The sequence below is a fragment of the Advenella alkanexedens genome (assembly GCF_019132845.1).
Taxonomy (GTDB): Bacteria; Pseudomonadota; Gammaproteobacteria; order Burkholderiales; family Burkholderiaceae_B; genus Advenella; species Advenella alkanexedens.
Window position 1 is genome coordinate 457,549 of the sequence record NZ_JAHSPR010000001.1, and the last position, 22,885, is coordinate 480,433.

16 protein-coding genes are annotated in these 22,885 nt (G+C 51.5%); 4 read left to right on the top strand and 12 right to left on the bottom strand.

What is annotated here, in order from left to right:
- Positions 1-398: 398 nt before the first annotated feature.
- Complete coding sequence (locus tag KU392_RS02165) at positions 399-1,373, bottom strand: tripartite tricarboxylate transporter substrate binding protein (RefSeq protein ID WP_217734416.1); 975 nt, start codon at positions 1,371-1,373, stop codon at positions 399-401.
- 222 nt (positions 1,374-1,595) lie between these two features.
- On the opposite strand from KU392_RS02165, the gene KU392_RS02170 reads away from it, so the two are divergent.
- Positions 1,596-2,555 (top strand): Bug family tripartite tricarboxylate transporter substrate binding protein, encoded by a 960-nt coding sequence (locus tag KU392_RS02170; RefSeq protein WP_217734417.1) that lies wholly within the window; start codon positions 1,596-1,598, stop codon positions 2,553-2,555.
- A 149-nt stretch (positions 2,556-2,704) separates the two neighbouring features.
- On the opposite strand, the gene KU392_RS02175 is transcribed toward KU392_RS02170, so the two are convergent.
- Entirely contained in the window at positions 2,705-3,847 is a 1,143-nt protein-coding gene (locus KU392_RS02175) for a methionine aminotransferase (protein ID WP_217734418.1), read from the bottom strand.
- Positions 3,848-3,876: 29 nt separating this feature from the next.
- Entirely contained in the window at positions 3,877-4,656 is a 780-nt protein-coding gene (locus KU392_RS02180; protein ID WP_217734419.1) for an ABC transporter substrate-binding protein, read from the bottom strand.
- Between the two features lie 362 nt (positions 4,657-5,018).
- On the opposite strand from KU392_RS02180, the gene KU392_RS02185 reads away from it, so the two are divergent.
- Together KU392_RS02185 and KU392_RS02190 are read left to right on the top strand one after the other, a co-directional pair.
- Positions 5,019-6,437, top strand: coding sequence for a dihydrolipoyl dehydrogenase (locus tag KU392_RS02185; protein ID WP_217734420.1), 1,419 nt, complete (start codon positions 5,019-5,021; stop codon positions 6,435-6,437).
- A gap of 17 nt (positions 6,438-6,454) precedes the next feature.
- Positions 6,455-7,444 carry an SLAC1 anion channel family protein gene (locus KU392_RS02190; protein ID WP_169294005.1) on the top strand — a complete coding sequence of 330 codons (990 nt, stop codon included), beginning with the start codon at positions 6,455-6,457 and terminating at the stop codon, positions 7,442-7,444.
- A 370-nt stretch (positions 7,445-7,814) separates the two neighbouring features.
- Here the strand turns inward: KU392_RS02190 and ilvC are convergent, their stop codons facing one another.
- The 3 genes from ilvC to KU392_RS02205 form a co-directional block, all read right to left on the bottom strand.
- Positions 7,815-8,831, bottom strand: a complete 1,017-nt coding sequence (ilvC, locus tag KU392_RS02195; protein ID WP_217734421.1) for a ketol-acid reductoisomerase — start codon at positions 8,829-8,831, stop codon at positions 7,815-7,817.
- Between the two features lie 81 nt (positions 8,832-8,912).
- Entirely contained in the window at positions 8,913-9,404 is a 492-nt protein-coding gene (gene ilvN, locus KU392_RS02200) for an acetolactate synthase small subunit (RefSeq protein WP_169294003.1), read from the bottom strand.
- 9 nt (positions 9,405-9,413) lie between these two features.
- On the bottom strand, positions 9,414-11,135 hold the full coding sequence (locus KU392_RS02205) for an acetolactate synthase 3 catalytic subunit (protein ID WP_169294002.1): 1,722 nt from the start codon (positions 11,133-11,135) through the stop codon (positions 9,414-9,416).
- 504 nt (positions 11,136-11,639) lie between these two features.
- On the opposite strand from KU392_RS02205, the gene KU392_RS02210 reads away from it, so the two are divergent.
- On the top strand, positions 11,640-13,964 hold the full coding sequence (locus KU392_RS02210) for an FUSC family protein (protein WP_217734422.1): 2,325 nt from the start codon (positions 11,640-11,642) through the stop codon (positions 13,962-13,964).
- 36 nt (positions 13,965-14,000) lie between these two features.
- Here the strand turns inward: KU392_RS02210 and KU392_RS02215 are convergent, their stop codons facing one another.
- The 6 genes from KU392_RS02215 to KU392_RS02240 all read right to left on the bottom strand — a co-directional run bounded on the left by KU392_RS02215 (position 14,001) and on the right by KU392_RS02240 (position 22,865).
- Complete coding sequence (locus KU392_RS02215) at positions 14,001-15,236, bottom strand: MFS transporter (RefSeq protein WP_169294000.1); 1,236 nt, start codon at positions 15,234-15,236, stop codon at positions 14,001-14,003.
- Positions 15,233-16,003: a peroxide stress protein YaaA gene (yaaA, locus tag KU392_RS02220; RefSeq protein ID WP_169293999.1), complete on the bottom strand. Its 771-nt coding sequence runs from the start codon at positions 16,001-16,003 to the stop codon at positions 15,233-15,235. The genes KU392_RS02215 and yaaA overlap by 4 nt, the downstream gene beginning before the upstream one ends.
- A 390-nt stretch (positions 16,004-16,393) precedes the next feature.
- Positions 16,394-17,740 (bottom strand): serine--tRNA ligase, encoded by a 1,347-nt coding sequence (gene serS / locus KU392_RS02225; protein WP_217734423.1) that lies wholly within the window; start codon positions 17,738-17,740, stop codon positions 16,394-16,396.
- A gap of 325 nt (positions 17,741-18,065) precedes the next feature.
- On the bottom strand, positions 18,066-19,397 hold the full coding sequence (locus KU392_RS02230; RefSeq protein ID WP_169293997.1) for a replication-associated recombination protein A: 1,332 nt from the start codon (positions 19,395-19,397) through the stop codon (positions 18,066-18,068).
- 113 nt (positions 19,398-19,510) lie between these two features.
- Positions 19,511-20,230, bottom strand: a complete 720-nt coding sequence (gene lolA / locus KU392_RS02235) for an outer membrane lipoprotein periplasmic chaperone LolA (protein ID WP_169293996.1) — start codon at positions 20,228-20,230, stop codon at positions 19,511-19,513.
- Positions 20,231-20,486: 256 nt separating this feature from the next.
- Entirely contained in the window at positions 20,487-22,865 is a 2,379-nt protein-coding gene (locus KU392_RS02240) for a DNA translocase FtsK (protein WP_217734424.1), read from the bottom strand.
- Positions 22,866-22,885: the final 20 nt, after the last annotated feature.

Genomic DNA, 22,885 nt, shown 5'->3' on the forward strand with positions numbered 1-22,885 from the left:
TAACCACATTGGGTATATTCTATCACCAGACGGGTTGATTTCTCTTGCTTGACATCCTCGCCCTCCTAAAGGAGGGCGATTCCTGCGGCGCTAAACAAGGGCGCCCCCCTGTCCAGTCGCTTCGGCGGGTTCCTGCTTCGCTGGACGGTTTGACTGCCCCCTTCCTCCACAGGCCAACACGGCATGCCCTGCCGCTAAGATATTGATCGCGCCGACCAGATCGGCGTTTTCGCATTCCGATCAGGCCGACCAATTCGATCAATAATTATAAAATCATGTTTTGCATTGCGGAATGATTTAACTCAAGAATTTAACGCAAAAAAGGAATCCCAACAAAAACAAACCCCCTGCACTGACGTACAGGGGGTATTTCCAAGCCGGGAATTTCTTTAGAAGGATCAGGAATCCTGCCTCATTCTTTCCACAATACTGCGTTCTTCCTCAAACGTTTTCTTTGCAAACTCAGTGTATTGGGCTGAATCCATATAATCAGTGCGGATGCCGTAGTCTTTCAGCACTTTAAGAACGACGGGATCATCCATGGCAATCTTTACCGCCTTTTCCAGGATAGACACCACATTCTCAGGCAAACCTTTGGGTCCTGCCAAACCCAATGGAGAGCGAATCACCACCGGATAACCCAGTTCCTTTAAAGTGGGATACTCGGCAAAAGCTTCAGGACGTTCATTGGCAGCGGTGGCCAAAATCCTGACCTTGCCCGATTGCACAAAAGGAATCACGCTATTAGAGACAACGGACGATTTGATATGTCCGCCCATCAGGGCGCCCACGTTTTCCGCATCTCCTTTATAAGGAATATGCGTAAATTTAGCATTCACTGCCGTCCCCAATTCAGTCATGAGCACGTGATTACCGGTAAAGCGCCCCGGTGTACCGTAATCAATCTTACCCGGATTTTTTTGCGCATATTCGACCAGTTCTTTAACGCTTTTGATGGGAGAATCCGCTGCGACGGAAATGGTGAAATCGTATTCTGCAAACGCTGCGATATAGGTTAAGTCCTTGATAGGATCGTAACGGGTTTGCTGCAAATAAGGCTGACGGAAAATACCCACCGGTGACAGGGCAAGACGATATCCGTCGGGCTTGGTGGTCACCATTTCATTGGCACCCATAGAACCTGCCGCCCCCGATTTGTTTTCAATAACGATGGTTTGTTTAAGCTGACGGGAAAGGCTGTCCGCCATTGCCCTGGCAATGAGGTCTGTCGTCCCGCCAGGCGCATAGGGAACAATAATGGTAATGGGTTTGGATGGATAGTTTTCTTGCGCAAAAGCCGGTGCTCCCAGCAAAAGGCCGGCCATTATCGCGGGCAACGTTACTCTCTTAATGCTTTGAAAACTGAACGTCATGTCTCACTTCCTTATTTTGTCATTTATGCCAATTAAAATGATGACCTGTCATTTCCTTCATAAAAATGGCAAGCCATCCGCAGAAACATTCCATATTTAACTAAGGAGTTTCCACTATGCGGTTAATAATAATTGGATTTATTAGGACAATGCATCTATCATTAACCCTTAGAAATAAAATCAAGTTCTACTATGCAGAATTAACACAGGAGGCTTTTTACAATGAAAAAACTGGTATTGGCAACGTTGGCTGCGGTAAGTCCGCTCATGTTTTCACAAAGTGCCATGGCACAGGATAAATGGCCATCCAAGCCCATTACGGTGATTGTGCCCTATACCCCCGGTGGTTCCACCGATACTGTCTCACGGGTGGTTATGCAAAAACTGTCCGACCGTCTGGGACAAACCATTGTGATCGAAAACAAACCCGGCGCCAACAGCACGATTGGCACCGCACAGGTTGCCCGGGCCAAACCCGATGGCTATACATTCGTAACGGTCTTGGCCGCTTACTCCGCGAATCCGCATTTGTATAAGCTGAATTACTCCAATGAAGATTTCACACCGGTTTCACATATTGCCGATTTGCCGCTGTTCTTGTTTACCAGCAAGAAGCTGCCGGTTAATTCACTGCAAGAGCTGGTTGAGTATGGCAAGAAAAATCCATTGAATTACGCCTCTAGCGGAATTGGTTCAAGTGCGCATTTAACAGGTGCGCATTTTGCGAAAATTGCGGGTCTTGAGATGAATCATATCCCGTATAAAGGCAGCGCCCCTATTCTGGCTGATTTGTTAAGCGGTCAGGTTTCCATGGTATTTGACCCCATCCTGGTACCCATGCCTTATGTGAAAGAAGGCAAGCTGAATGTGCTGGGTGTAACCTCTGCAGAAAAGTATGAAGGTGAAGAATCGGTGCCCACGCTGGATGAGTCAGGGTTCAAGGACTTCAAGATGAACTCATGGGTAGCCCTGATGGCCCCGGCCGGTACATCACCAGAGATTGTGGAACGTGTTTCAAAAGAAATTGCCGAGGTGGTGAAAGACCCGGAGGTGATTGAGAAGTTCAAGAATGCGGGTTTCGTGCCGGTTGGCAGTACACCGGCTGAATTGGGCGAGTTGATCAAACGTGATTCCGAGTTGTATGGCAACATCGTGAAGGAATCAAATATTAAGGTGCAATAAAACTTAATATTTTATTACGTGCACCACCAGCTCCCACGCAGGAGCATGGGAGCGAGTTAAATGCTCTGCGTGGGAACGAGTTGCATCTGAAGTTACTCGTTTACTCATACTCGTTCCCATGCTCTGCGTGGGAACGCCCCCGCCCCCCGTCAAACCTCACACAACCTGCGGGCGCCCTCTTCCAGTGTTTCATCATCCTTGGAAAACGTTAACCGTATCACTGCCTGATCGGTCCCATCCGAATAAAAAGCAGATAATGGCAGTGTGGCCACGCCATGGTCAACAATAAGTTTCCTGACCATATCCACATCCGACAAATCACTGAAATGCCCAAAACCGGCCAGCATGAAATAGCCGCCCTTGCTGGGTAACAGCTCAAACCGGGATGACTTCAGGCCATGCGCCAGTAAATCCCTTTTTTCCTGGTAAATGGTTGATAATGTCATGTAATGATTGGGTTGCTCCATAATCGCAGCCAGCGCATACTGCATGGGTGTATCCGCCGGGAACATGACATATTGCTGGACCTGGCGGATTTCCCGGGTAAGAATGGCAGGTGCCACGCAATAGGCCACATGCCAGCCGCTTACCTTAAACACCTTGCTAAACGAAGTCACCACAATAGAACGGGCCGCCAGATCCGGATAAGCGGACATGGAACGATGCTCATCGCCATCAAAAACCAGGTGCTCATACACTTCATCGGACAGGATAATGACTGGGCTGTCTTTCACCAAATCCCGCAACGCCTGAACATCAGCCTCAGACAATACCGAGGCCGTAGGGTTATGGGGCGAGTTGATAATAATCATGCGGGTTCTGGCATTGATCCTGGCCCTTACCTGATTCCAGTCTGGCGTAAAATGCGGTGCTTCCAGCCTGATGGCCACCGGTGTTGCCCCCTGTAAACTAATCATGGCCGCATAGCTGTCAACGGAGGGTTCAAAATAAATCACCTCATCACCCGCATGCACCACTGCCGCGATACTGGCGAACACCGCCTCTTTGGCACTGGGCATCACCGTCACTTCCGTGTCGGGATGGTAGCTATGGGTATAAAGAAATGATATCTTGTCGGCAATTTTTTCACGCAAGACCATTAACCCCGCCCAGGGAGCCTGCTGGCTGCCTTCGGCCTGCATCGCTTCATGGGCATTCTCAATGAGCTCCTGGGAGAATGGGAAATCGGGCGTGCCATGCGCCAGGTTGATGGCATCATATTGCGTTAATAAATCATCAGTAACACTAAAAATACCGCTACCGCTAGAGGAAAACTTGGATTTTATCTGCATAATGACATCCTGGCGTTAAAGGTGGCTGATTACTTCGCCACCCAGTTGGCATTGAAATACTTTTCTGACAGTTTGCCTATAGTCCCGTCATTTTTCAACTCCTGAATGGCGGCATCCAGGCGTTTTTTCAGATCGGTATCTTTTTTACGCAAGCCAAAAGCAATACCTTCGCCAAAAATCCCGGCATCATGCAAAATGGGCTCAACCAGCTCATACCCTTCACCCTCAGGGCGATTCAGAAAACTGTCCAGGGCGCTGGGACTGTTTTGCACGGCACCTTGAATACGGCCATTGGCCAAATCCTGGTAAATTTGATCTTGCGAGGCATAAGAAACAATCTTCACCCCCTGTTTGCCCCAATGCTTGCGCACAAAGGCTTCCTGCGAAGAGCCCTGCAATACCCCAATCGACAAACCCTGAAGGCTCTCAACAGTGGGCTGCAGACCAGACCCTTTTTTAACCAGCAACTGGCTGGGCACGATATATACCGGCTGGGTAAAATCAATCACTTTCTGACGGGCCGCCGTGATATCCATGGCTGAATTGATAAAGTCAAACTTGCGTGCATTCAGGGCGGGAATCAGGCCATCAAAACTGGTTTCCACCCATTCGCATTTGACGTTCATTTTGGCACAAACGGCCTCACCCAATTCAATATCAAAGCCCACCAGGGTGCCATCGGGCGCTTTGCTTTCGAAAGGTGGGTACAAGGCTTCCACACCGATTTCAAGAGTTTCATTGGCTTGTGCCACGCCCGTTGCAGAAGCCAGGGCCAGCATGCCCGCCATAACCAGCGTTTTTATTTTCATTGGATTTTCCTGCAAAAAAACCTCTGTTTTCACAGAGGTTGATCGTTTTATAACCTGTGTTAATACAAGTCTGCGCCGCCTGCCAAGGCAAGCAAACACACACCTGAAACACTCGCGAATAACAACAAGGCTACACGCAATTATTGGATTGTTCAACCGGTTTGTGGAAGGCAAGTCCATCTTGCTGCGGTGAGCTATTTAATGCAGGTAACTGAATAATAACCGCATAAAAACTTGTTGCAGGCACTATTTTCTGCTTCATTGATCCGAAACAAAAAGTTATATATAAAAATATTATATTATTTTATATAATATTTAGCTGTAAAGCATTCTGCCTCTTTCAACAGAAAGGAATATCTGCCATGAACCAAAAAACCATTCAAACTGATGTCGCCATTATTGGCGCGGGCACGGCCGGCCTTTATGCGCTTAGGGAAGTGCGTCGCGCCAATAAACAATTTGTGCTTATCGACAAAGGCCCTTTGGGCACCACCTGCGCACGGGTGGGCTGCATGCCATCAAAACTGGCCTTGCATGAAGGTGCCATACAAAAACTGCAACAAAACACTGAAAACAAAACCAACACTTTTAACGCAGACAAACTGAAAAAAACCTGGGCACAACTGCAAGAACAAAGGGATTTTTTTGCCAACCGGGCCAGCAATATGGCCATTTCAGCCGCCCAAGAGCATCTTTTAACCGGCACTGCCCGCTTTCTTGACCCAACCTCCCTGGAAGTCAGCAACAATGGCCAAACCACCCTGGTGCATGCCAAAAAAGTCATTATTGCCAACGGCTCACGCCCCGCCGTGCCTGGCTGGCTTGATCCGGTTCTGGAATATACCGTCAGTACCGATGAACTGTTTGAGCTTAAAGAACTGCCTTCCAGCATTGGCATTTTAGGCCTGGGTGCCATCGGCATGGAAATGGGCCTGGCCCTGTCCCGTCTGGGCATCAAGGTGGTAGGGGCTGATTTGTCACCGGCCATTGCGGGCATTGCCGACCCGCACATCAATGAACAGGCCATTGCCCGTTTCAGCCAGGAAATGGAACTGTGGCTTGGCCAGCCAACCGCGGTCAGCCTGGCTGAAAAAGGGGTGCTATTGCAATCGGGCAACCACCAGGCCAGGGTAGACCTGTTATTGGCAGCCCTGGGCCGACGCCCCAACCTGGATTCGCTGAATCTGCAGGCAGCCGGGTTCCCGCTGAATGAAAAAGGCATCCCCGCGTTTAATCCGCATACCATGCAGGTCACAGGCCTGCCCGTATTTCTGGCCGGTGACTGCACCGGCAGCAAAACCTTAATGCATGAAGCCAGCGCCGAAGGCAGTATTGCCGGTTTCAATGCCGTGCAAGACAGTCCCGTCTGCTTCAAACGCATGGTGTCAGTGGGCATTGCCTTTTCAGACCCGGATGTTTTCAGTGTGGGTGAAACGATTGGCAACCTTACAGAACGCAACATTATTATCGGCAAGGCACAGGGCACCGGCAATGGCCGGGCCCGGGTTTTGCATGAAGAAAACAGCCTGTTGCATATTTATGCCGATGCCGAAAGCGGCACCTTACTGGGCGCTGCCGGCATGACTGCCCGTGGCGAACATTTGGCACACTTGCTGGCATGGGCCATTCAACGCAAAGAAACCGCAGCCTCATTGCTGCAAATGCCTTTTTATCATCCTGTCCTTGAGGAAATGGTCCAGTCTGCGCTGCAGGATATTGTCCGCCAAATGCCTGCGCAATCACCCTATCCCTTTGGCCTGTCTGTCTTGAATTGTCATTAACCCGAGATATTTTAAACATGAATCACTCCATTTCCGGCACCCTTCCCGCTCAACAAAACAGTCGCCTTGCCTATTTTCCGGTTGCCCTGTTCTCTTCCGTCATGGGTATGGCCGGCTTGGCCATTGCCTGGCTGAAAGCCGCACAGGCCTTTGGTCTGCCGCTTGACCCCGGTATTGGCATCCGCTGGCTGGTCACCCTGCTGTATGCATTTCTGCTTATTGTTTACACCAGCAAGCTGTTTCGCTTTCCCGAAGAAGTGAAAAAAGAATGGTGTCACCCCGTAAAAATCAATTTCATGGCTGCCATCACCATTGGCTTGCTGCTGGTTTCCATTTCATGGCTATCGGTACCCGGCGTTTCAAAATGGATGTGGGCAGTGGCCACCCTTGGGCACTTTCTGCTTACCATTGCCGTGATTAACAGCTGGCTGAACAAAAGCCATTACCAAATCACCCATGCCAACCCGGCCTGGTTCATTCCGGTAGTGGGCAACATCCTGATCCCCATTGCCGGCGTGCACCATGCCCCGATGGACATTAGCTGGTTCTTTTTCAGTATTGGCCTGGTGTTCTGGATAGTGTTAATGACAATTGTTTTTTATCGTATCTTTTTTCATGAACCACTACCGGCCAAATTAACGCCCACCCTGTTCATTCTGATTGCACCGCCATCAGTGGCCTTTATTTCCTACCTGGCCCTTAATAATCACCAGTTGGATGGCTTTGCCAGAGTATTGTATTTCTTTGCCCTATTCCTTACCTTGCTGTTGGCCAGCAATGCCCTGCGGTTTTTCAGGCTGCCGTTTGCCCTTTCAGCCTGGGCTTATTCTTTCCCACTGGCCGCCATTACCATTGCCACCTTTGAAATGGCCCACCTTAACCCAGGCATTTTCTACCCCATACTGGCGGGTATATTGCTGCTGGTATTGAACGTGATTATTTTGCTGCTGGCTTACCGTACCCTGCTTGCCGTTAAAAACAGGCAAATCTGCCAGCCCGAACCCTAAGCAATGTTTCAATTAGCGGGCATTCACTCCCACGTGGGAGCGAGCACACGATCTTGACGGACTAAACGGGGATCTTTTACTCGTTCCCACGCTCCCGCGTGGTAACGCACTTACCGCTTAAAACGCATAGCTGACCTTGACACTGGCGCCCACACCCTGGCGTTTGCCTGCGTAGCCATTGGCTTTCAAAGACAGTGACAGGTTATTCGTTCCTACGCTCCCGCGTGGTAACGGAAAAGTCTACAGGCAAAAAAAACAGGCTCCCACGCGGGAGCGTGGGAGCCTGTAGTCTATCTATTTATTCGGTCTCACGCGCTGCGTGGGAACGAGCTGGCGAGTGGCGCGAGAGTGCGCAACCCGCAAACTAAAATCAGTTTTTGGTTTGGTCAACCAGTTTGTTGGCAGCAATCCAGGGCATCATGGCGCGCAGTTGTGCACCAACCTGCTCGATAGGATGCTCGGCATTCAGGCGACGGCGTGAACGCAGTGTAGGTGCACCAGCCTGGTTTTCCAGGATGAAACTTTTCGCGTATTCACCGGTTTGAATGTCTTTCAGGGTTTCGCGCATGGCTTGTTTGGTTGCTTCAGTCACAACACGTGGGCCGGTGACATATTCACCGTATTCAGCGTTGTTGGAAATGGAGTAGTTCATGTTGGCAATACCACCTTCGTAGATCAGGTCCACGATCAGTTTCAATTCATGCAAACATTCGAAGTAAGCCATTTCAGGTGCATAACCGGCTTCAACCAGGGTTTCAAAACCCGCTTTGATCAGCTCGACAGCACCGCCGCACAGAACGGCCTGCTCACCGAACAGGTCGGTTTCGGTTTCTTCACGGAAGTTGGTTTCGATGATACCGGCACGGCCGCTACCAATGGCTGAAGCGTAAGACAGGGCGATGTCGCGAGCGGCACCGGAGTTGTCCTGATGAACGGCAACCAGCGCAGGAACACCACCACCTTGTGAGTAAGTACCACGTACAGTGTGACCAGGTGCTTTCGGTGCAATCATGATCACGTCTACGTCGGCACGAGGTACAACCTGGCCGTAGTGAACGTTGAAGCCATGAGCGAATGCCAGTGCTGCACCGGGTTTCAGGTTGTCAGCGATCTGGCTGTTATAGACTTCAGCAATGTTTTCATCGGGCAGAAGAATCATAACCAGGTCGGCAGACTTAACGGCTTCAGCCACTTCAGCCACTTTCAGGCCAGCATTAACCGCTTTGTTCCAGCTTGCGCCACTTTTACGCAGACCAACAGTCACGTTAACACCTGACTCGTGCAGGTTCAATGCGTGCGCATGGCCTTGAGAACCATAACCGATAATGGCCACGTTTTTGCCTTTGATTAAAGACAGGTCACAATCTTTGTCGTAAAAAACTTTCATTTAAAGCCCCAAAATATATTTTTATAAATCAAAAAAATGGTTTGAACTGCATCAGTGGAATCATACCTGATTTCACAACAATTACAGCTTCAAAATCCTTTCACCGCGCCCGATACCGGACACGCCTGTGCGAACGGTCTCAAGAATGGAACTGCGATCCATGGCATCAATGAATGCCTGGGTTTTTTCCTGAGTACCGGTGAGTTCTATCGTGTAGGACTTATCGGTTACATCAACGATATGTCCACGGAAGATATCCGCCATGCGTTTGACTTCTTCGCGTTCCTTGCCCACGGCACGAACCTTGATCAGCATGAGTTCACGCTCTATGTGGGCACCTTCGGTAAGGTCCACCACCTTGACCACATCCACCAGACGGTTCAAATGCTTGGTGATTTGTTCAATCACATCGTCAGAACCGGTCGTCATGATGGTCAGGCGAGACAAGGTGGCATCTTCGGTTGGTGCTACCGTTAAGGTCTCGATATTATAGCCCCGCGCGGAAAACAGCCCCACAACCCGGGACAGTGCACCGGGTTCGTTTTCTAGCAAGATGGAAATTACGTGTTTCATGTTGGCTCCTTACAGATCTTCTGAACCCAGCAGCATTTCGGTAAGACCCTTGCCCGCCTTGACCATAGGCCAGACGTTTTCAGCAGGATCGGTAATGAAATCAATAAAGACCAGACGATCTTTATATTTACCGTATGCTTCTTTCAGTGCAGGTTCCACATCTGCAGGTTTATCGATACGCATGCCAACATGACCGTAACTTTCCACCAGCTTGACAAAATCGGGCAGCGACTCCATATAGGATTCGGAATAACGGCCACCGTAATCAAGTTCCTGCCATTGACGCACCATGCCCAGATAACGGTTGTTAAGACATAATACTTTAGGCGTGAAATGATACTGCTTGCAGGTACCCAGTTCCTGGATGTTCATCTGAATGGAACCATCACCCGTGATAACCGCAATTTGCGCATCGGGATTGGCCATTTGCACACCCATGGCGTAAGGCAGACCCACGCCCATGGTACCCAAGCCGCCAGAATTCACCCAGCGGCGTGGCTCGTTGAAACGGTAATACTGGGCCGCCCACATTTGATGCTGGCCAACGTCTGAAGTAACAAACGCATTGCCACCGGTAACCTCCCAGAGTTTCTCAACCACAAACTGGGGCCGGATAAGCTCGTTGGAAGGCTCATACTTGAGGCACTGCCTATCTTGCCAGACCTTGATCTGTTCCCACCAAGCCTTCAGGCTTTTTTCATTCTTCTTGCGAACGTCACCCGCTTCACGCACCAGTTCGTTCAGGTCAAGCAGCACGTCTTTCACATTACCCACAATGGGGATATCTACCTTGACCCGTTTGGAAATGGAAGAAGGATCGACGTCGATATGAATGATTTTGCGGTTTACCTGGGCAAAATGCCTGGGATTGCCAATGACCCGGTCATCGAACCGCGCGCCAATGGCAATGAGCACATCACAGTTCTGCATGGCCATATTGGCTTCATACGTACCGTGCATGCCAGGCATGCCAAGATATTGGTCTGAGTCGGCATTAAGCGACCCCAGGCCCATTAAGGTATTGGTGCACGGCGCACCGGTTAACTGAACCAGTTCACGCAATTCAGGCGCTGCATTGGACAGCACCACGCCACCACCCGTATAAATCATGGGACGGCTTGCATTGAGCAGCAGCTGGGCCGCTTTCTTGATTTGCCCGTGATGCCCCTTGACGACCGGTGCGTAAGAACGCATTTTCACTTCGCCCTTGGGGGGTGAGTACTTGCAGGTATCCATGGAAACGTCTTTGGGGATATCCACCAGCACCGGACCGGGACGACCTGTTTTGGCAATGTAGAAAGCCTTGCGCATGGTATCGGCAAGATCCTTGACATCGCGAACCAGGAAGTTGTGTTTGACACAGGGGCGAGTAATACCCACCGTATCGCATTCCTGGAAGGCGTCTTCACCAATGGCTTTGGTACTGACCTGGCCACTGATGATCACCATGGGGATGGAGTCCATATACGCTGTCGCGATACCGGTAACCGCGTTGGTCAGGCCGGGACCGCTGGTAACCAGACAGACACCCACTTTTTGGGAGGTACGGGAATAGGCATCGGCCGCATGAACGGCAGCCTGTTCGTGACGAACCAGGATATGCTGAAAATCTTTTTGTTTATAGATTGCGTCGTAGATGTAGAGCACCGCGCCACCTGGATAACCGAAAATGTGTTGAACACCTTCTTCGGCAAGGCAACGCACGACGATATCGGCGCCATTGAGTTCCATGTTATTTCCTTTCATAACCGGCTGGGTTGCATTGACTGGCACTTAAACCGCATACATGAACCACTTTTTCGTCATCGACGGCGCTTCATTTCTCACGGAGAAAATCCACCCGGGGACGTCGAAAAACCAGCGCATGCATGATCAACCAACTTTCGCTCACGCGTTAAAAACGCAAAAAAGTTCGAAATGGATGCTTAGGCAACACACGCTTGTGGCGCGGCCAAGAGCTGTATTCTATTTACTTTGGGGCGCAAAAAAATCATGCGGATAGCATGATAACTATGCAAACCACTTATTTTGCTTAAGGTTTTGCAAAATAAACAAGCCCTAAATGTACCGCATTGCAGCACGGAAAGCAAACAACAATTGCAATTTTACCTAAACGGATGTGGCAAGCGGGTCACAAATTTGCAGCCCGGCCCGGGGCATTCAGGAACAATTCATATTAAGATGGTTAAATGATTAACATCCATCACTTCATCATAGACAACGAATTAGCCCCCAATGGATTTACGCGCTGAAAACATTACCAAATTTCTTTACAGTCCCAGTCTTTTCTATGCCGTGCGCAAGGCAATTGGCGTCCTGTTGCCAGTTATCATCTTCCTGGGGGTTTTCCAGAAATACAATGAGGGCATGGCGTTTGCGGCCGGTGCTCTTTGCATTGCGCTAATCGATCAGCCCGGTGGCACCAAAAAATCCCGCTTCAATGAAATGCTGGCCGGACTCATCATGGGCAACCTGGCCGCCTTGATTACCGGCCTGATCAACCCATACCCGCCACTGGTGCTTATTGTCATTTGCGCCCAGGTGTTTTTCTTTTCCATGTTGTCAGTGTATGGGGTCAGGGGTGGCTTCATCGGCTTTAGCTGCATGCTCATCATGATGCTGACACTCAGCACCCCGCTGACCTCCGAACAGGCCCTGAGTCATATCCAATACACCCTCCTGGGTAGTGTCAGCTATTTCCTGTTCAGCATTATCAGCAGCTATATTTTCCGTTTTCGTGAAGAGCGGCAAACCCTGGCAGATGCCCTGTATGCCACGGCCGACTACATGAAGGCCCGTGCCGACCTGTACGACACGGCCAAAGATCTGGATGACTGCTATCGGCAGCTCACGCCCAAAATGGTATCCATGACCAACCGTCACCAAACCGCCCGCGACGTCGTGCTCAGGAACCTGCCCGAGGGCAAGTATCGCCATGACCGGCAGCGCATTATTTTGTGGAATATTTTCATTGACATGATTGCCCTGCTGGACACCCTGGTGGCCACCCAAACCGACTATGTCCGGCTTCGCGAACGCTTCAGGGACCACGACATTCTGCTCTTCATGCGCGACACCCTGTTCAAACAAAGCCGCACCCTGAACCGCACGGCTCTTAGCCTGTCCCGTAACCGACCGGTTGATTACCGCAACAGTGTCAAGGCGGAATTGCGGGCCATTGAGTTTGAAATCGAACAGTTGCGCAACAACGGCCTGCAAAAAGAAGACCCGGAAACCTATGCACTGGCGGTGCAAATTTTGCGACGCATGCGTAATGCCAACCGTTTCATCAACCGTATTGCCGACAACCTGCGTGAAAACACCCAAATCGAGCCTTTGAATACGCTTCGTCGCGACCATTCGCTGATCCAGTTTCAAACCAGCCAGGAAATCCGCCTGGATAAACTCCGTCGCAACCTCAACATGGAATCAGCCATTTTCCGTTATGCCCTGCGCGTCACGCTGGCGGTTTTCCTGGTACTGCTGACCATTAACCTGGCCCCGCTACTGTATTCAGATTCAGCCACCATACGGGCCCTGACCAACCATAGTTACTGGATCGTGATCACGATTCTGATTATTATGCGCCCCGGTTTTGCCTTAACCCGCCAACGCACCGAAAAACGGTTAACCGGTACCATTCTGGGCTGTGCCATTACCCTGCTGCTGTTTTTGCTCACCGACAATGCCGCGATATTGTTTATTATCATGCTACTGGCCATGGTTTTAGGTAACGCTTTTGTCGCCACCAACTACCGCCTGGGCTCTACCTACATTACCATTTACGTGCTAATCGGTTTTTATTTCCTGACGCCCAGCGTGCTGTTTATTATTGGCGAACGGGCACTGGATACCGCCCTTGCCTGCCTGATCGCCTTTGGCTGCAGTTTTGTCTTCCCCTGGTGGGAAAAGCAGCAAATCCTGAAACTGGCCCGCAAAACCATTCAGGCCAATCACGATTACCTGCAAAACGCCATGCTGTATGCACAATCCAGCCAACAACAGGGGAACCGGGAAAAAGATCCGTCCCCGGCTGATAATATTTTCTTTTTCAGCACCCAGCTGGCCCGAAAAAACCTGCATAATGCCTACAGCGAATTTGCCGACAGTGTGTCACGCATGCTGAATGAGCCCAAATCCAAACAAATTCACATTCGGCCACTTAACAAGCTGCTGGTGCAAAACGATACTGTTGGCAGTGAAATCAATTCACTGATTCCTTACCTGGCCAGCCTGCCCGAAACACCCCCTAAAATGCAGCAATCGCTGGATTATATTGAAGCCATGCTGGATGAAAACCGTACCGAAGTACCCGATCCGCCCAGCCAGATTGAAACCGACGGTGAATATAGCAACCTGGCCTTCCCGCTAAAACAAATGCAAAAAGCGGTGGAAAACATCCGCAAACAGGCCGTGGAACTGGGTTTGATGCCGGCGATTGAAAAAAGCCAAAACAAGGAAGCAGATTCACCCGTCCCCACGCAAGAGCATGGGGACAAGCCGGGCATTTCCCTTACCACGCAGGAGCATGGGAACGAGGCCGTGAAGCAGACGCTCTAGCTCCCATGCTCCTGCGTGGGAGCGCACCGCGCCGACTCAGGCAAACTCAGCCGCCTCTACCTTCAGTGCCGACGGCCAGAAATACCACAAGGCCGCCAGCAACTGCAGGCCCAGCATAATTCCCCAGGCCGTGATATGTGCCTGGGCCGGATAAACCCCATCTTGCTGCGGCCAAACATCCAGAATATAGCCAATCCCCATTTGCATGGCAAAAATGCACACAAAATACACCATATTAAAAGCCGTAGTCACACGCCCCATCACCTGTTGCGGAAACACCTCCAGCATCACGGAATAAGCCAGAATATTACAGGAGGCAGAAATCCCGTAAGCACTCCATAACAGCGCATGCGGTATTGGCCACTGCATGATTATCCCCAGCTGAATAAACAGGAAAGTCAACAGTCCCAAGCCAGCAAAGCGGAACACATTCAAACCAAGACGCTCCAGTTTACGGGCCAGCAAACCGCTTACCAATGTGCCGGCTACCAGCGATATACCCAACAGGGAAACCAAGCGGTCCGCCTGTTCGGGCAACATCCCCTGTGCCTGAATCATATAGGGCCGTACCCATAATGACTGGGCAGCATAAAAAGCACCACCGCAAACCGAAGGTAAAGAAACCAATTGCCAGAATACCCGATGGGAAAGAATACGTTTGGTCCCTTCCAACTGCTTGCTAAAAGACATTTTGGGGCTGGCCTGCTGCGCCTTGGGTTCTATCACACCAAACCAGATTAGGGCAACAACCAGCACGGTACACCCTGCCATACCAATACTAATAGTTTGCCATGAATAAAGCTGAAGCAAGGAAGCCAGGGGCGTACCCACGACCACACCGCCCATACCACCCAGTGCGACCATCATGCCATTAAGCATGGGCAGGCGGGAGACGGGAAAACTTTTTGCCAGTGCCATAAACGCCGCACCCAAACACACCGCCACCCCAATCCCAATTAAAAACCGGCCCACAATCAGGCCCATCATGCCGCTGGACATACCGTAAATCACCGTCCCCAAAGCGGCCACCAACAACAGGCAGGCTTCGGTTTTACGGGCACCGTAAGTATCCAGCGCCAGGCCCGCCGGCAACTGGGCCAGGGCAAAACTGGCAAAATAAACACTGGTTAACAAACCCAGATCGCCGGCCGACAACCCCAACTCGGCCGTCAAAAAAGGGGCAAACCCAATGTTTAAGCCCCTATATATATACGACAGAAAATACCCTGTCGCAAAAATCAAAAAAATGCGCAATCCTGTTTTTGCATTCATGGTTTCCTTCTGAAAACAAGCTTGTCCGGGCTGGATACCTCGGGGTCAAACCTGTAATCCTCCTTGTCAAATAACGTCAGGTCTTCGGGGGTTTGTGCTTTTGTTTCTATGGCAAAACGCGCCATCAGCCCTCGTGCCCGCTTGGCATTGAAGCTGATGATTTTGTAAACGCCATTTTTATAATCCTGGAATACGCACTGTACCACACGTGCATCCAATACTTTAAGGTCAACCGATTTGAAATACTCTTCAGAAGCCAGGTTAATCACCACCCTGGAATCCCGCTTTTGCAAACGTGCATTGAGGTAGGCCGCAATCTGGCTGCCCCAGAACGCATACAGGTTTTTTCCCTTGGCATTTTCCAGCCGGGTGCCCATTTCAAGGCGGTAAGGCTGCATTAAATCCAGCGGACGCAACACCCCGTACAGCCCGCTTAAAATGGCAATATGTTCCTGGGCCCAATCCACCTGGCTTTCATTCAGGGTTTGCGCATCAAGCCCTTCGTATACATCGCCATTAAAGGCAAACAGGGCCTGGCGTGAATTATGCTGATCGAAGGTTGTTGTCCAGGCAGCATAACGGTTTACGTTCAGCTCGGACAAGGCCGGGCTTAAACTCATTAAGGCTGAAATTTCTTCGGCCGACTTGGTTTTAAGAATGTTAATAAGTTCGGCGGCCTGCGGAACAAAAAAGGGCTGGGTATGTTTTTGAATAGCCAGCGGTGTGTCGTAATCCAGTTTTTTGGCGGGAGATAAAACAAATAACATAAATTCAATCTACTTTTGTGAAAAATGCCACCCGGCAGGTTTTGCACCCGGGCCGGCCATTAAATTTGAACACGGAAAAATACCTGACAATGTCTTTATATTTAAACCAAACATAAGGCCTTGTCCAATTGAAAATAGACAAGGCCTTGATATGCAAAACTTATTCCGCTCTTACATGCCTTTTCAGCATCAACTTTAACCAAGGATATTACAGTCCCATTCCCACGCGGAGCATTTTACGTTCCCGTTCCCACGTGGAGTCTTCCCGTTCCCACGCAGGAGCATGGGAACGAGCAGGGGCAGGATTTTCCCGTTCCCACGCGGGAGCATGGGAACGAGGGCAGCAACATTACGTTTCTCGTCCCCACGCTCCTGCGTGGGGACGCACATTTAAGGCTGAAGTACCTTGATACCGCCCATATAAGGCTGCAATACTTCAGGCACCACAATGCTGCCATCGGCCTGCTGATAGTTTTCCAGCACAGCCACCAAGGCACGGCCCACGGCCAGGCCGGAACCATTCAGGGTGTGGGCATATTCTGTCTTGCCCTGCTCGTTACGGAAACGCGCCTGCATGCGGCGGGCCTGGAAGGCTTCGCAGTTGGACACTGAAGAAATCTCGCGCCAGGTATCCTGGGAAGGAATCCAGACTTCAAGGTCATAGGTTTTGCTTGCACCAAAACCCATATCGCCTGCACACAACAGCACAACACGGTATGGCAAGCCCAACCGCTGCAAGACCTTTTCAGCATGACCCACCATTTCTTCAAGGGCATCGTAAGACTTCTCGGGGTGCACCACCTGCACCATTTCAACCTTGTCAAACTGGTGCTGGCGAATCATGCCACGGGTATCACGGCCACCACTGCCTGCTTCGGAACGAAAACAGGGCGTATGTGCAGTCAGCTTGATAGGCAAGCTGGCACCGGGCACGATTTCGTCGGCCACCGTGCTGGTCAGCGTGATTTCCGAGGTTGAAATAAGATACAGCTCTTCTTTGGCCACCGGATTACCCTGCTCGTCCACCTGGGGTTCATCATCGCCCCCTTTGGTCACCCAGAACATGTCTTCCTTGAACTTGGGCAACTGTCCTGTGCCAAACAGGGTGGAACTGTTCACAATATAAGGGGTATAGCATTCGGTATAACCATGTTCAGCCGTATGCAGGTCTAGCATGAACTGCGACAGGGCACGGTGCAGGCGTGCCATTTGGCCACGCATGAACACAAAGCGTGAACCCGACAGCTTGGCCGCCGTATCAAACTCCATACCCAGTTTTTCACCCAGCGCCACGTGATCGGCCACTTCAAAGCCCAGCGCGGCCGGCATCTCGTCTTTCACATATTCCTTGCCGGGCAACCAGCGACGCACTTCGACGTTCTCATCGCTGTCTTTGCCATCGGGCACAGCATCATTGGGCAGGTTGGGAATGGACATTAACCATGCATCCAGCTCTTGCCTGATATCGTTCAACTGCCCTTCAAGCTCTTTAAGCTTGCCGGGAATGGCCTGCGATTCAGCCATCACGGCACTGGCATCCTGCCCTTGCGACTTGAGTTTGCCAATTTGCTTGGCCAGTGCATTACGCTGGGCCTGCAGGGTTTCGGTTTCTACCTGAACCGCCTTGCGACGGGCTTCAAGGGCATTGAAGCGCTCTTCGTCAAATTCGACGCCACGGCGTTTTAACGCCGCAACCACCCGGGGTAAATCTTTGCGCAGTAAAACAGGATCTAACATAATCTTCTTTTTAAACAGGGTTCAAGTATGTTGGGGTTCCCGGCAGAAAGCCGGAAAACTTTGCATCACGCCTGATTGCTGCGTGAGCAGTAAGGACTAACATTATAAACGGCATTCTGCCTGCCCGCAGGCGTTCCCGTGAAGAAGAAAAATTCCCCTCTGTAAAGGGGTGGAAGTGCAATACCAAACTGTTCGCATTACCGTGACTCAGAATTCCCCTCTGTGGAGGGGTGGCAGGCGAAGCCTGACGGGGTGGTTAACGAATACCTCTAAATGCAGACTACAGGCGTTACCACGCGGGAGCGTGGGAACGAGTGGTTGGTCGTCACTTCTTCCGCGCCTCGTCATCCAGCCCCTTCAAAAACGCCATTTTTTCAGCGATTTTACTTTCCAGTCCCCTGGGCACGGGCCGGTACCAGCCGGGTTTGCGCATACCTTCGGGGAAGTAGTTTTCGCCAGCGGCATAGCCATGCGGTTCGTCGTGAGCGTAGCGGTAAGCGTGGCCATGACCCAGTTCTTTCATTAATTTAGTCGGTGCATTGCGCAAATGAGGCGGCACTTCGCGGCTTTTGTCCTGCCTTACAAACGCACGGGCCTGGTTGTAGGCCATATAACCGGCGTTGCTTTTGGCTGCCACCGCCAGGTAAATAACCGCCTGCGCCAAAGCCAGTTCCCCTTCGGGCGAACCCAGCCGCTCGTAGGTACTGGCTGCGTCATTGGCAATCTGCATGGCACGCGGGTCGGCCAGGCCGATGTCTTCCCAGGCCATGCGCACAATGCGGCGCGACAAGTATTTGGCATCGGCACCGCCATCGAGCATGCGGGTAAACCAATACAGGGCGGCATCGGGATCGGAACCACGGACCGATTTATGCAAGGCGGAAATCTGATCGTAGAAGGCATCGCCCCCCTTGTCGAAACGGCGCAGGTTTTGTGACAGGGCCACTTCCAGCCAGGCACTGTCCACCCGATCGCGGCCCGAAGCAATGGCCGAATCCAGCACCACCTCTACCGCATTAATCAGGCGACGGGCATCACCATCGGCCCAGGCAGCCAGCTGCGTGCGAGCCTCTTCATCCATATTCACCGGATGCTCGGGACGGTCGCTGTTCACCAGTTCCACCGCCCGGTTCACCAGTTCCAGCAATTCTTCCTGCCCCAACGATTGAAGCACATACACCCGCGCCCGGGACAGCAGGGCCGAATTCATTTCAAAAGAAGGGTTCTCGGTGGTGGCGCCAATAAAGGTAAACAGGCCGCTTTCGACATACGGCAAAAAGGCGTCTTGCTGGGCCTTGTTAAAACGATGGACTTCGTCGACAAACAAAATGGTTTTGCGGCCCTGGCCCTGCGCCACCTGCGCAGCGGTAACAGCCTCACGAATATCTTTCACTCCACCCAACACGGCGGAAATGGCAATAAACCGGGCATCAAAGCCATCGGTCATGAGTCGCGCCAGCGTGGTTTTACCCACCCCCGGCGGCCCCCAGAAAATCATGGAATGCGGCCGGCCAGACTCAAAAGCCACCCGCAAAGGCTTGCCCGGTGCCAGCAAATGCGACTGCCCCACCACCTGATCCAGCGTTCGCGGACGCAAACGCTCGGCCAGCGGCGCTGAACTTAATGCCTGGGATTGAAATAAATCATTGTCATTCATTGAATTCACAATACTGTATTTACATACAGCCTATCATAAAGGAGATTCACACCTACTTAAACAAAAAAAAGGGTCCAAAGACCCTTTTTTATACCAGATTACCGTCCATGGAATTACATTCTAACCGTGTCCACCCCGGCCGGTGCCTTGAACTGGAACTGGCTGGCCGGAATTTTGGCATTGGCCTTGAAATTGCGCATCTTGATACTGGTGGTTTGTCCGAAAGAATCCAGAATCACCAACTCGGCGGGCAAGTTGTTGGCAAACGCAATATCCACATGCGACAAACCGGCATCAGGCACTTTGGGAATAGCACGCAACCACACCAGACCACTTTGCGCCGGCAACACGGTTACGTTAAAGCTTTCATCCAGCGAACCCGAGCCAAACAAAATAGCAGCCGGTGAAGCGCCCACTGCCTGGTTGACCGGACGCTGCGTCACCTGCATTAAATCGGGATCATACTGATATACGGTTTTGCCGTCAGAAATTACCTGTTGCTCGTAAGGCGTGGCGACATTCCAGTAGAACTTGCCTGGCCGCTCGAAACCGAATGAACCCGTTTGGGCAGCCGAACCCGTGGTTTGCTGGGCAAACTGGCCACTGGCCGATTTCACATTACGCACAAAATCTTTCAATTGCTGGCTGGCATCGGCCTTCACCGTATTGTTAACCGCTGGAATTTCCTCAAACTTCAAATTCCGCAAATCGGTATTCAGACTGGCATCGGGCAGCTGAAAAGAAGGTGATACCGTAATGGATTGCGCCTGAACACCCCAGCCGGTAACGGCCAAAGTCAGGGAAATGGTGGCAAGCAACGCTTTTTTCTTCATTCAATATTCTCCGGAAAACCCCGCCACTATTGGCAGTGCAACCTAGATGTGTTTTTGTCAATTCCCGCGGAGGCGGGATTTACTGGGTGGGGTTGAATGCTTTACACAACCACCCCGCCTGGCTTTGCCTGCCCCCCCACAGGAGGGGTGGCGCAAAGCGCCGGAGTGGTTTCACGCAACCTACGCCCTGTTTTTAACAGAATTATCCCCACCACACTGTTACATAAGCGTAAATACAATTACGGCCTTGAAATAATCACCCCTCGTCCTGCCCCGCCGGCACCAGAATTTCCCGGTTGCCGTTGGACTGCATGGCAGACACCACACCTGCCTGCTCCATTTGTTCCAGCAGACGGGCGGCGCGATTGTAGCCAATGCGCAGGTGACGCTGCACCGAAGAAATGGAAGCCCGACGGTTTTTCAGCACAATCGCCACGGCCTGGTCATATAGGGGATCTGATTCAGGGTCGGCAAAACCGGTCACGCTCCCCAGGCCATCACCGGTTTCACCGGGTGCACCACCCTCCAGAATACCGTCAATATAATCGGCTTCGCCCTGCTCTTTCAGGCACTCGACCACGCGATGCACCTCGTCATCGGCCACAAAAGCGCCATGCACCCGACGCGGCAGGCCGGTGCCCGGTGGCAGGAACAGCATATCGCCCTGACCCAGCAGGGTTTCCGCACCCATCTGGTCCAAAATGGTGCGTGAATCAATTTTGGAAGACACCTGAAAGGCAATACGGGTGGGAATATTAGCCTTGATCAAGCCGGTAATCACATCCACACTGGGCCGCTGGGTTGCCAGCACCAGATGAATGCCCGAGGCCCGGGCTTTTTGCGCCAGACGGGCAATCAGCTCTTCAATTTTCTTGCCCACCACCATCATCAAATCGGCCAGCTCGTCGATAACCACCACAATAAAGGGTAGCGTGGTTAACGGCTCGGGCGCTTCGGGCGTCAAGGAAAACGGGTTCGGAATGGTTTCACCTTTTTTGGCGGCTTCGCGAATTTTGGCGTTATAACCACCCAAATTACGCACACCCATTTTACTCATCAGCTTGTAGCGCTTCTCCATTTCACCCACACACCAATTCAAGGCGTTGGCGGCCTGGCGCATATCGGTCACCACCGGTGCCAGCAAATGCGGAATACCCTCGTAAATGCTCATTTCCAGCATTTTCGGGTCAATCAGAATAAGGCGAACCTGCGAGGCATCGGCCTTGTACAGCAAAGACAGAATCATGGCATTAATACCCACCGACTTGCCCGAACCGGTCGTACCGGCCACCAGCAAGTGGGGCATTTTGGCCAGGTCGGCCACCACCGGATTACCCGCAATATCCTTACCCAGCACCATGGTTAGGGCTGAAGGGTTGTCGTGATAGGTTTTGGAGCCAATAATCTCAGACAGGCGCACCATTTGACGGCGCGGATTGGGCAACTCAAGCCCCATCAAATTCTTGCCGGGAATGGTTTCCACCACCCGAATGCTAATTAAGCTAAGCGCCCGGGCCAGGTCTTTGGACAGGTTAACAATCTGACTGCCCTTAACCCCCGTTGCGGGTTCTATTTCATAGCGGGTAATCACCGGCCCGGCCTGGGCGGCCACCACCGTCACCTCCACCCCAAAATCACGCAATTTCTTTTCAATAAGGCGGGACGTATATTCAATGGTTTCCGGAGAAACGGTTTCTACGTTGTCCTGGGCCGGATCAAGCAAATCCAGGGCCGGCAACGTGCCTTCGGACTCCTGGCGCACGACCGGTGACAAGGCTGGCTGCTTTTCCTGTTTTTCCTGCCTGTCTTTAATCACCCGTTCCGCCTTCGGAATACTGGTAATGGCCGGCTCTATTCGCACCGGTTGCTCATGAGTCAGTTTGACTTTTTGTTCAACCAGATGTTCCTGGCGCACCGCTTTGGCGGCCTCACCAGCCTTGCGGTCTTTGCGGGCACTGAAAAATTCGCCAATACCGCCAAAAATACGCTGAATGGCAAAACCGATTTTTTCCGCCACCGCCAGCCATGAAAAACCAAAAAAGAAACTGAAGCCCAAGGCCAGCAACAGAAACAATGCAATGCCCGAACCACTGGGACCAATCAACATATACAGGTTATTGGCAAAAAGCTGCCCCAATACCCCGCCCGCGCCCCCCGGGAGCTGTTCACCCAGATTCTGTAGCTGACTGGCTTCAAAACCCATTGAACCCAGAAACAGCATGACAAAGCCAATGCCCTGCTCCCAATGCACGCGGGGTAAATCCATATCAGGATCGAGCACGATTCGGTTCATTAAGCGGCGATAGCCCACCCACATTCTTCGTATGAAACAAACCACCAGCCACCAGGCGGAAAGTCCCACCAGGTAATACAGAATATCCGAGACGTACGCCCCCACAATACCCAGCCTGTTGTGCACCTGGTGGGAAGAAGAAGTACTGACCCAGCCGGGATCGGTGGGATGCCAGGTAAACAGCGTGAACGCCAAAGCCGCGGCCAATGCCGCATACAGCACCCATTTGGCTTCACCAAACAGGGAAACCACGCGATCGGTTGCCGGGGAAGAGCCGCTTTTCTGGTTGCGTTTGTTACGACCAGCTGAGCGATTTGAAAGTGTATTAGAAGAACGTGCCATAAGTCATATTATAATTGTGG

Coding starts and splice junctions, on each gene's coding strand:
- KU392_RS02170 (WP_217734417.1), top strand. CDS start 1,596: ATGAAAAAACTGGTATTGGCAACGTTGGCTGCGGTAAGTCCGCTCATG.
- ilvC (WP_217734421.1), bottom strand. CDS start 8,831: ATGAAAGTTTTTTACGACAAAGATTGTGACCTGTCTTTAATCAAAGGC.
- KU392_RS02205 (WP_169294002.1), bottom strand. CDS start 11,135: ATGGAACTCAATGGCGCCGATATCGTCGTGCGTTGCCTTGCCGAAGAA.
- KU392_RS02175 (WP_217734418.1), bottom strand. CDS start 3,847: ATGCAGATAAAATCCAAGTTTTCCTCTAGCGGTAGCGGTATTTTTAGT.
- lolA (WP_169293996.1), bottom strand. CDS start 20,230: ATGAAGAAAAAAGCGTTGCTTGCCACCATTTCCCTGACTTTGGCCGTT.
- KU392_RS02210 (WP_217734422.1), top strand. CDS start 11,640: ATGGATTTACGCGCTGAAAACATTACCAAATTTCTTTACAGTCCCAGT.
- KU392_RS02215 (WP_169294000.1), bottom strand. CDS start 15,236: ATGAATGCAAAAACAGGATTGCGCATTTTTTTGATTTTTGCGACAGGG.
- KU392_RS02190 (WP_169294005.1), top strand. CDS start 6,455: ATGAATCACTCCATTTCCGGCACCCTTCCCGCTCAACAAAACAGTCGC.
- KU392_RS02180 (WP_217734419.1), bottom strand. CDS start 4,656: ATGAAAATAAAAACGCTGGTTATGGCGGGCATGCTGGCCCTGGCTTCT.
- KU392_RS02185 (WP_217734420.1), top strand. CDS start 5,019: ATGAACCAAAAAACCATTCAAACTGATGTCGCCATTATTGGCGCGGGC.
- yaaA (WP_169293999.1), bottom strand. CDS start 16,003: ATGTTATTTGTTTTATCTCCCGCCAAAAAACTGGATTACGACACACCG.
- KU392_RS02240 (WP_217734424.1), bottom strand. CDS start 22,865: ATGGCACGTTCTTCTAATACACTTTCAAATCGCTCAGCTGGTCGTAAC.
- KU392_RS02230 (WP_169293997.1), bottom strand. CDS start 19,397: ATGAATGACAATGATTTATTTCAATCCCAGGCATTAAGTTCAGCGCCG.
- serS (WP_217734423.1), bottom strand. CDS start 17,740: ATGTTAGATCCTGTTTTACTGCGCAAAGATTTACCCCGGGTGGTTGCG.
- KU392_RS02165 (WP_217734416.1), bottom strand. CDS start 1,373: ATGACGTTCAGTTTTCAAAGCATTAAGAGAGTAACGTTGCCCGCGATA.
- ilvN (WP_169294003.1), bottom strand. CDS start 9,404: ATGAAACACGTAATTTCCATCTTGCTAGAAAACGAACCCGGTGCACTG.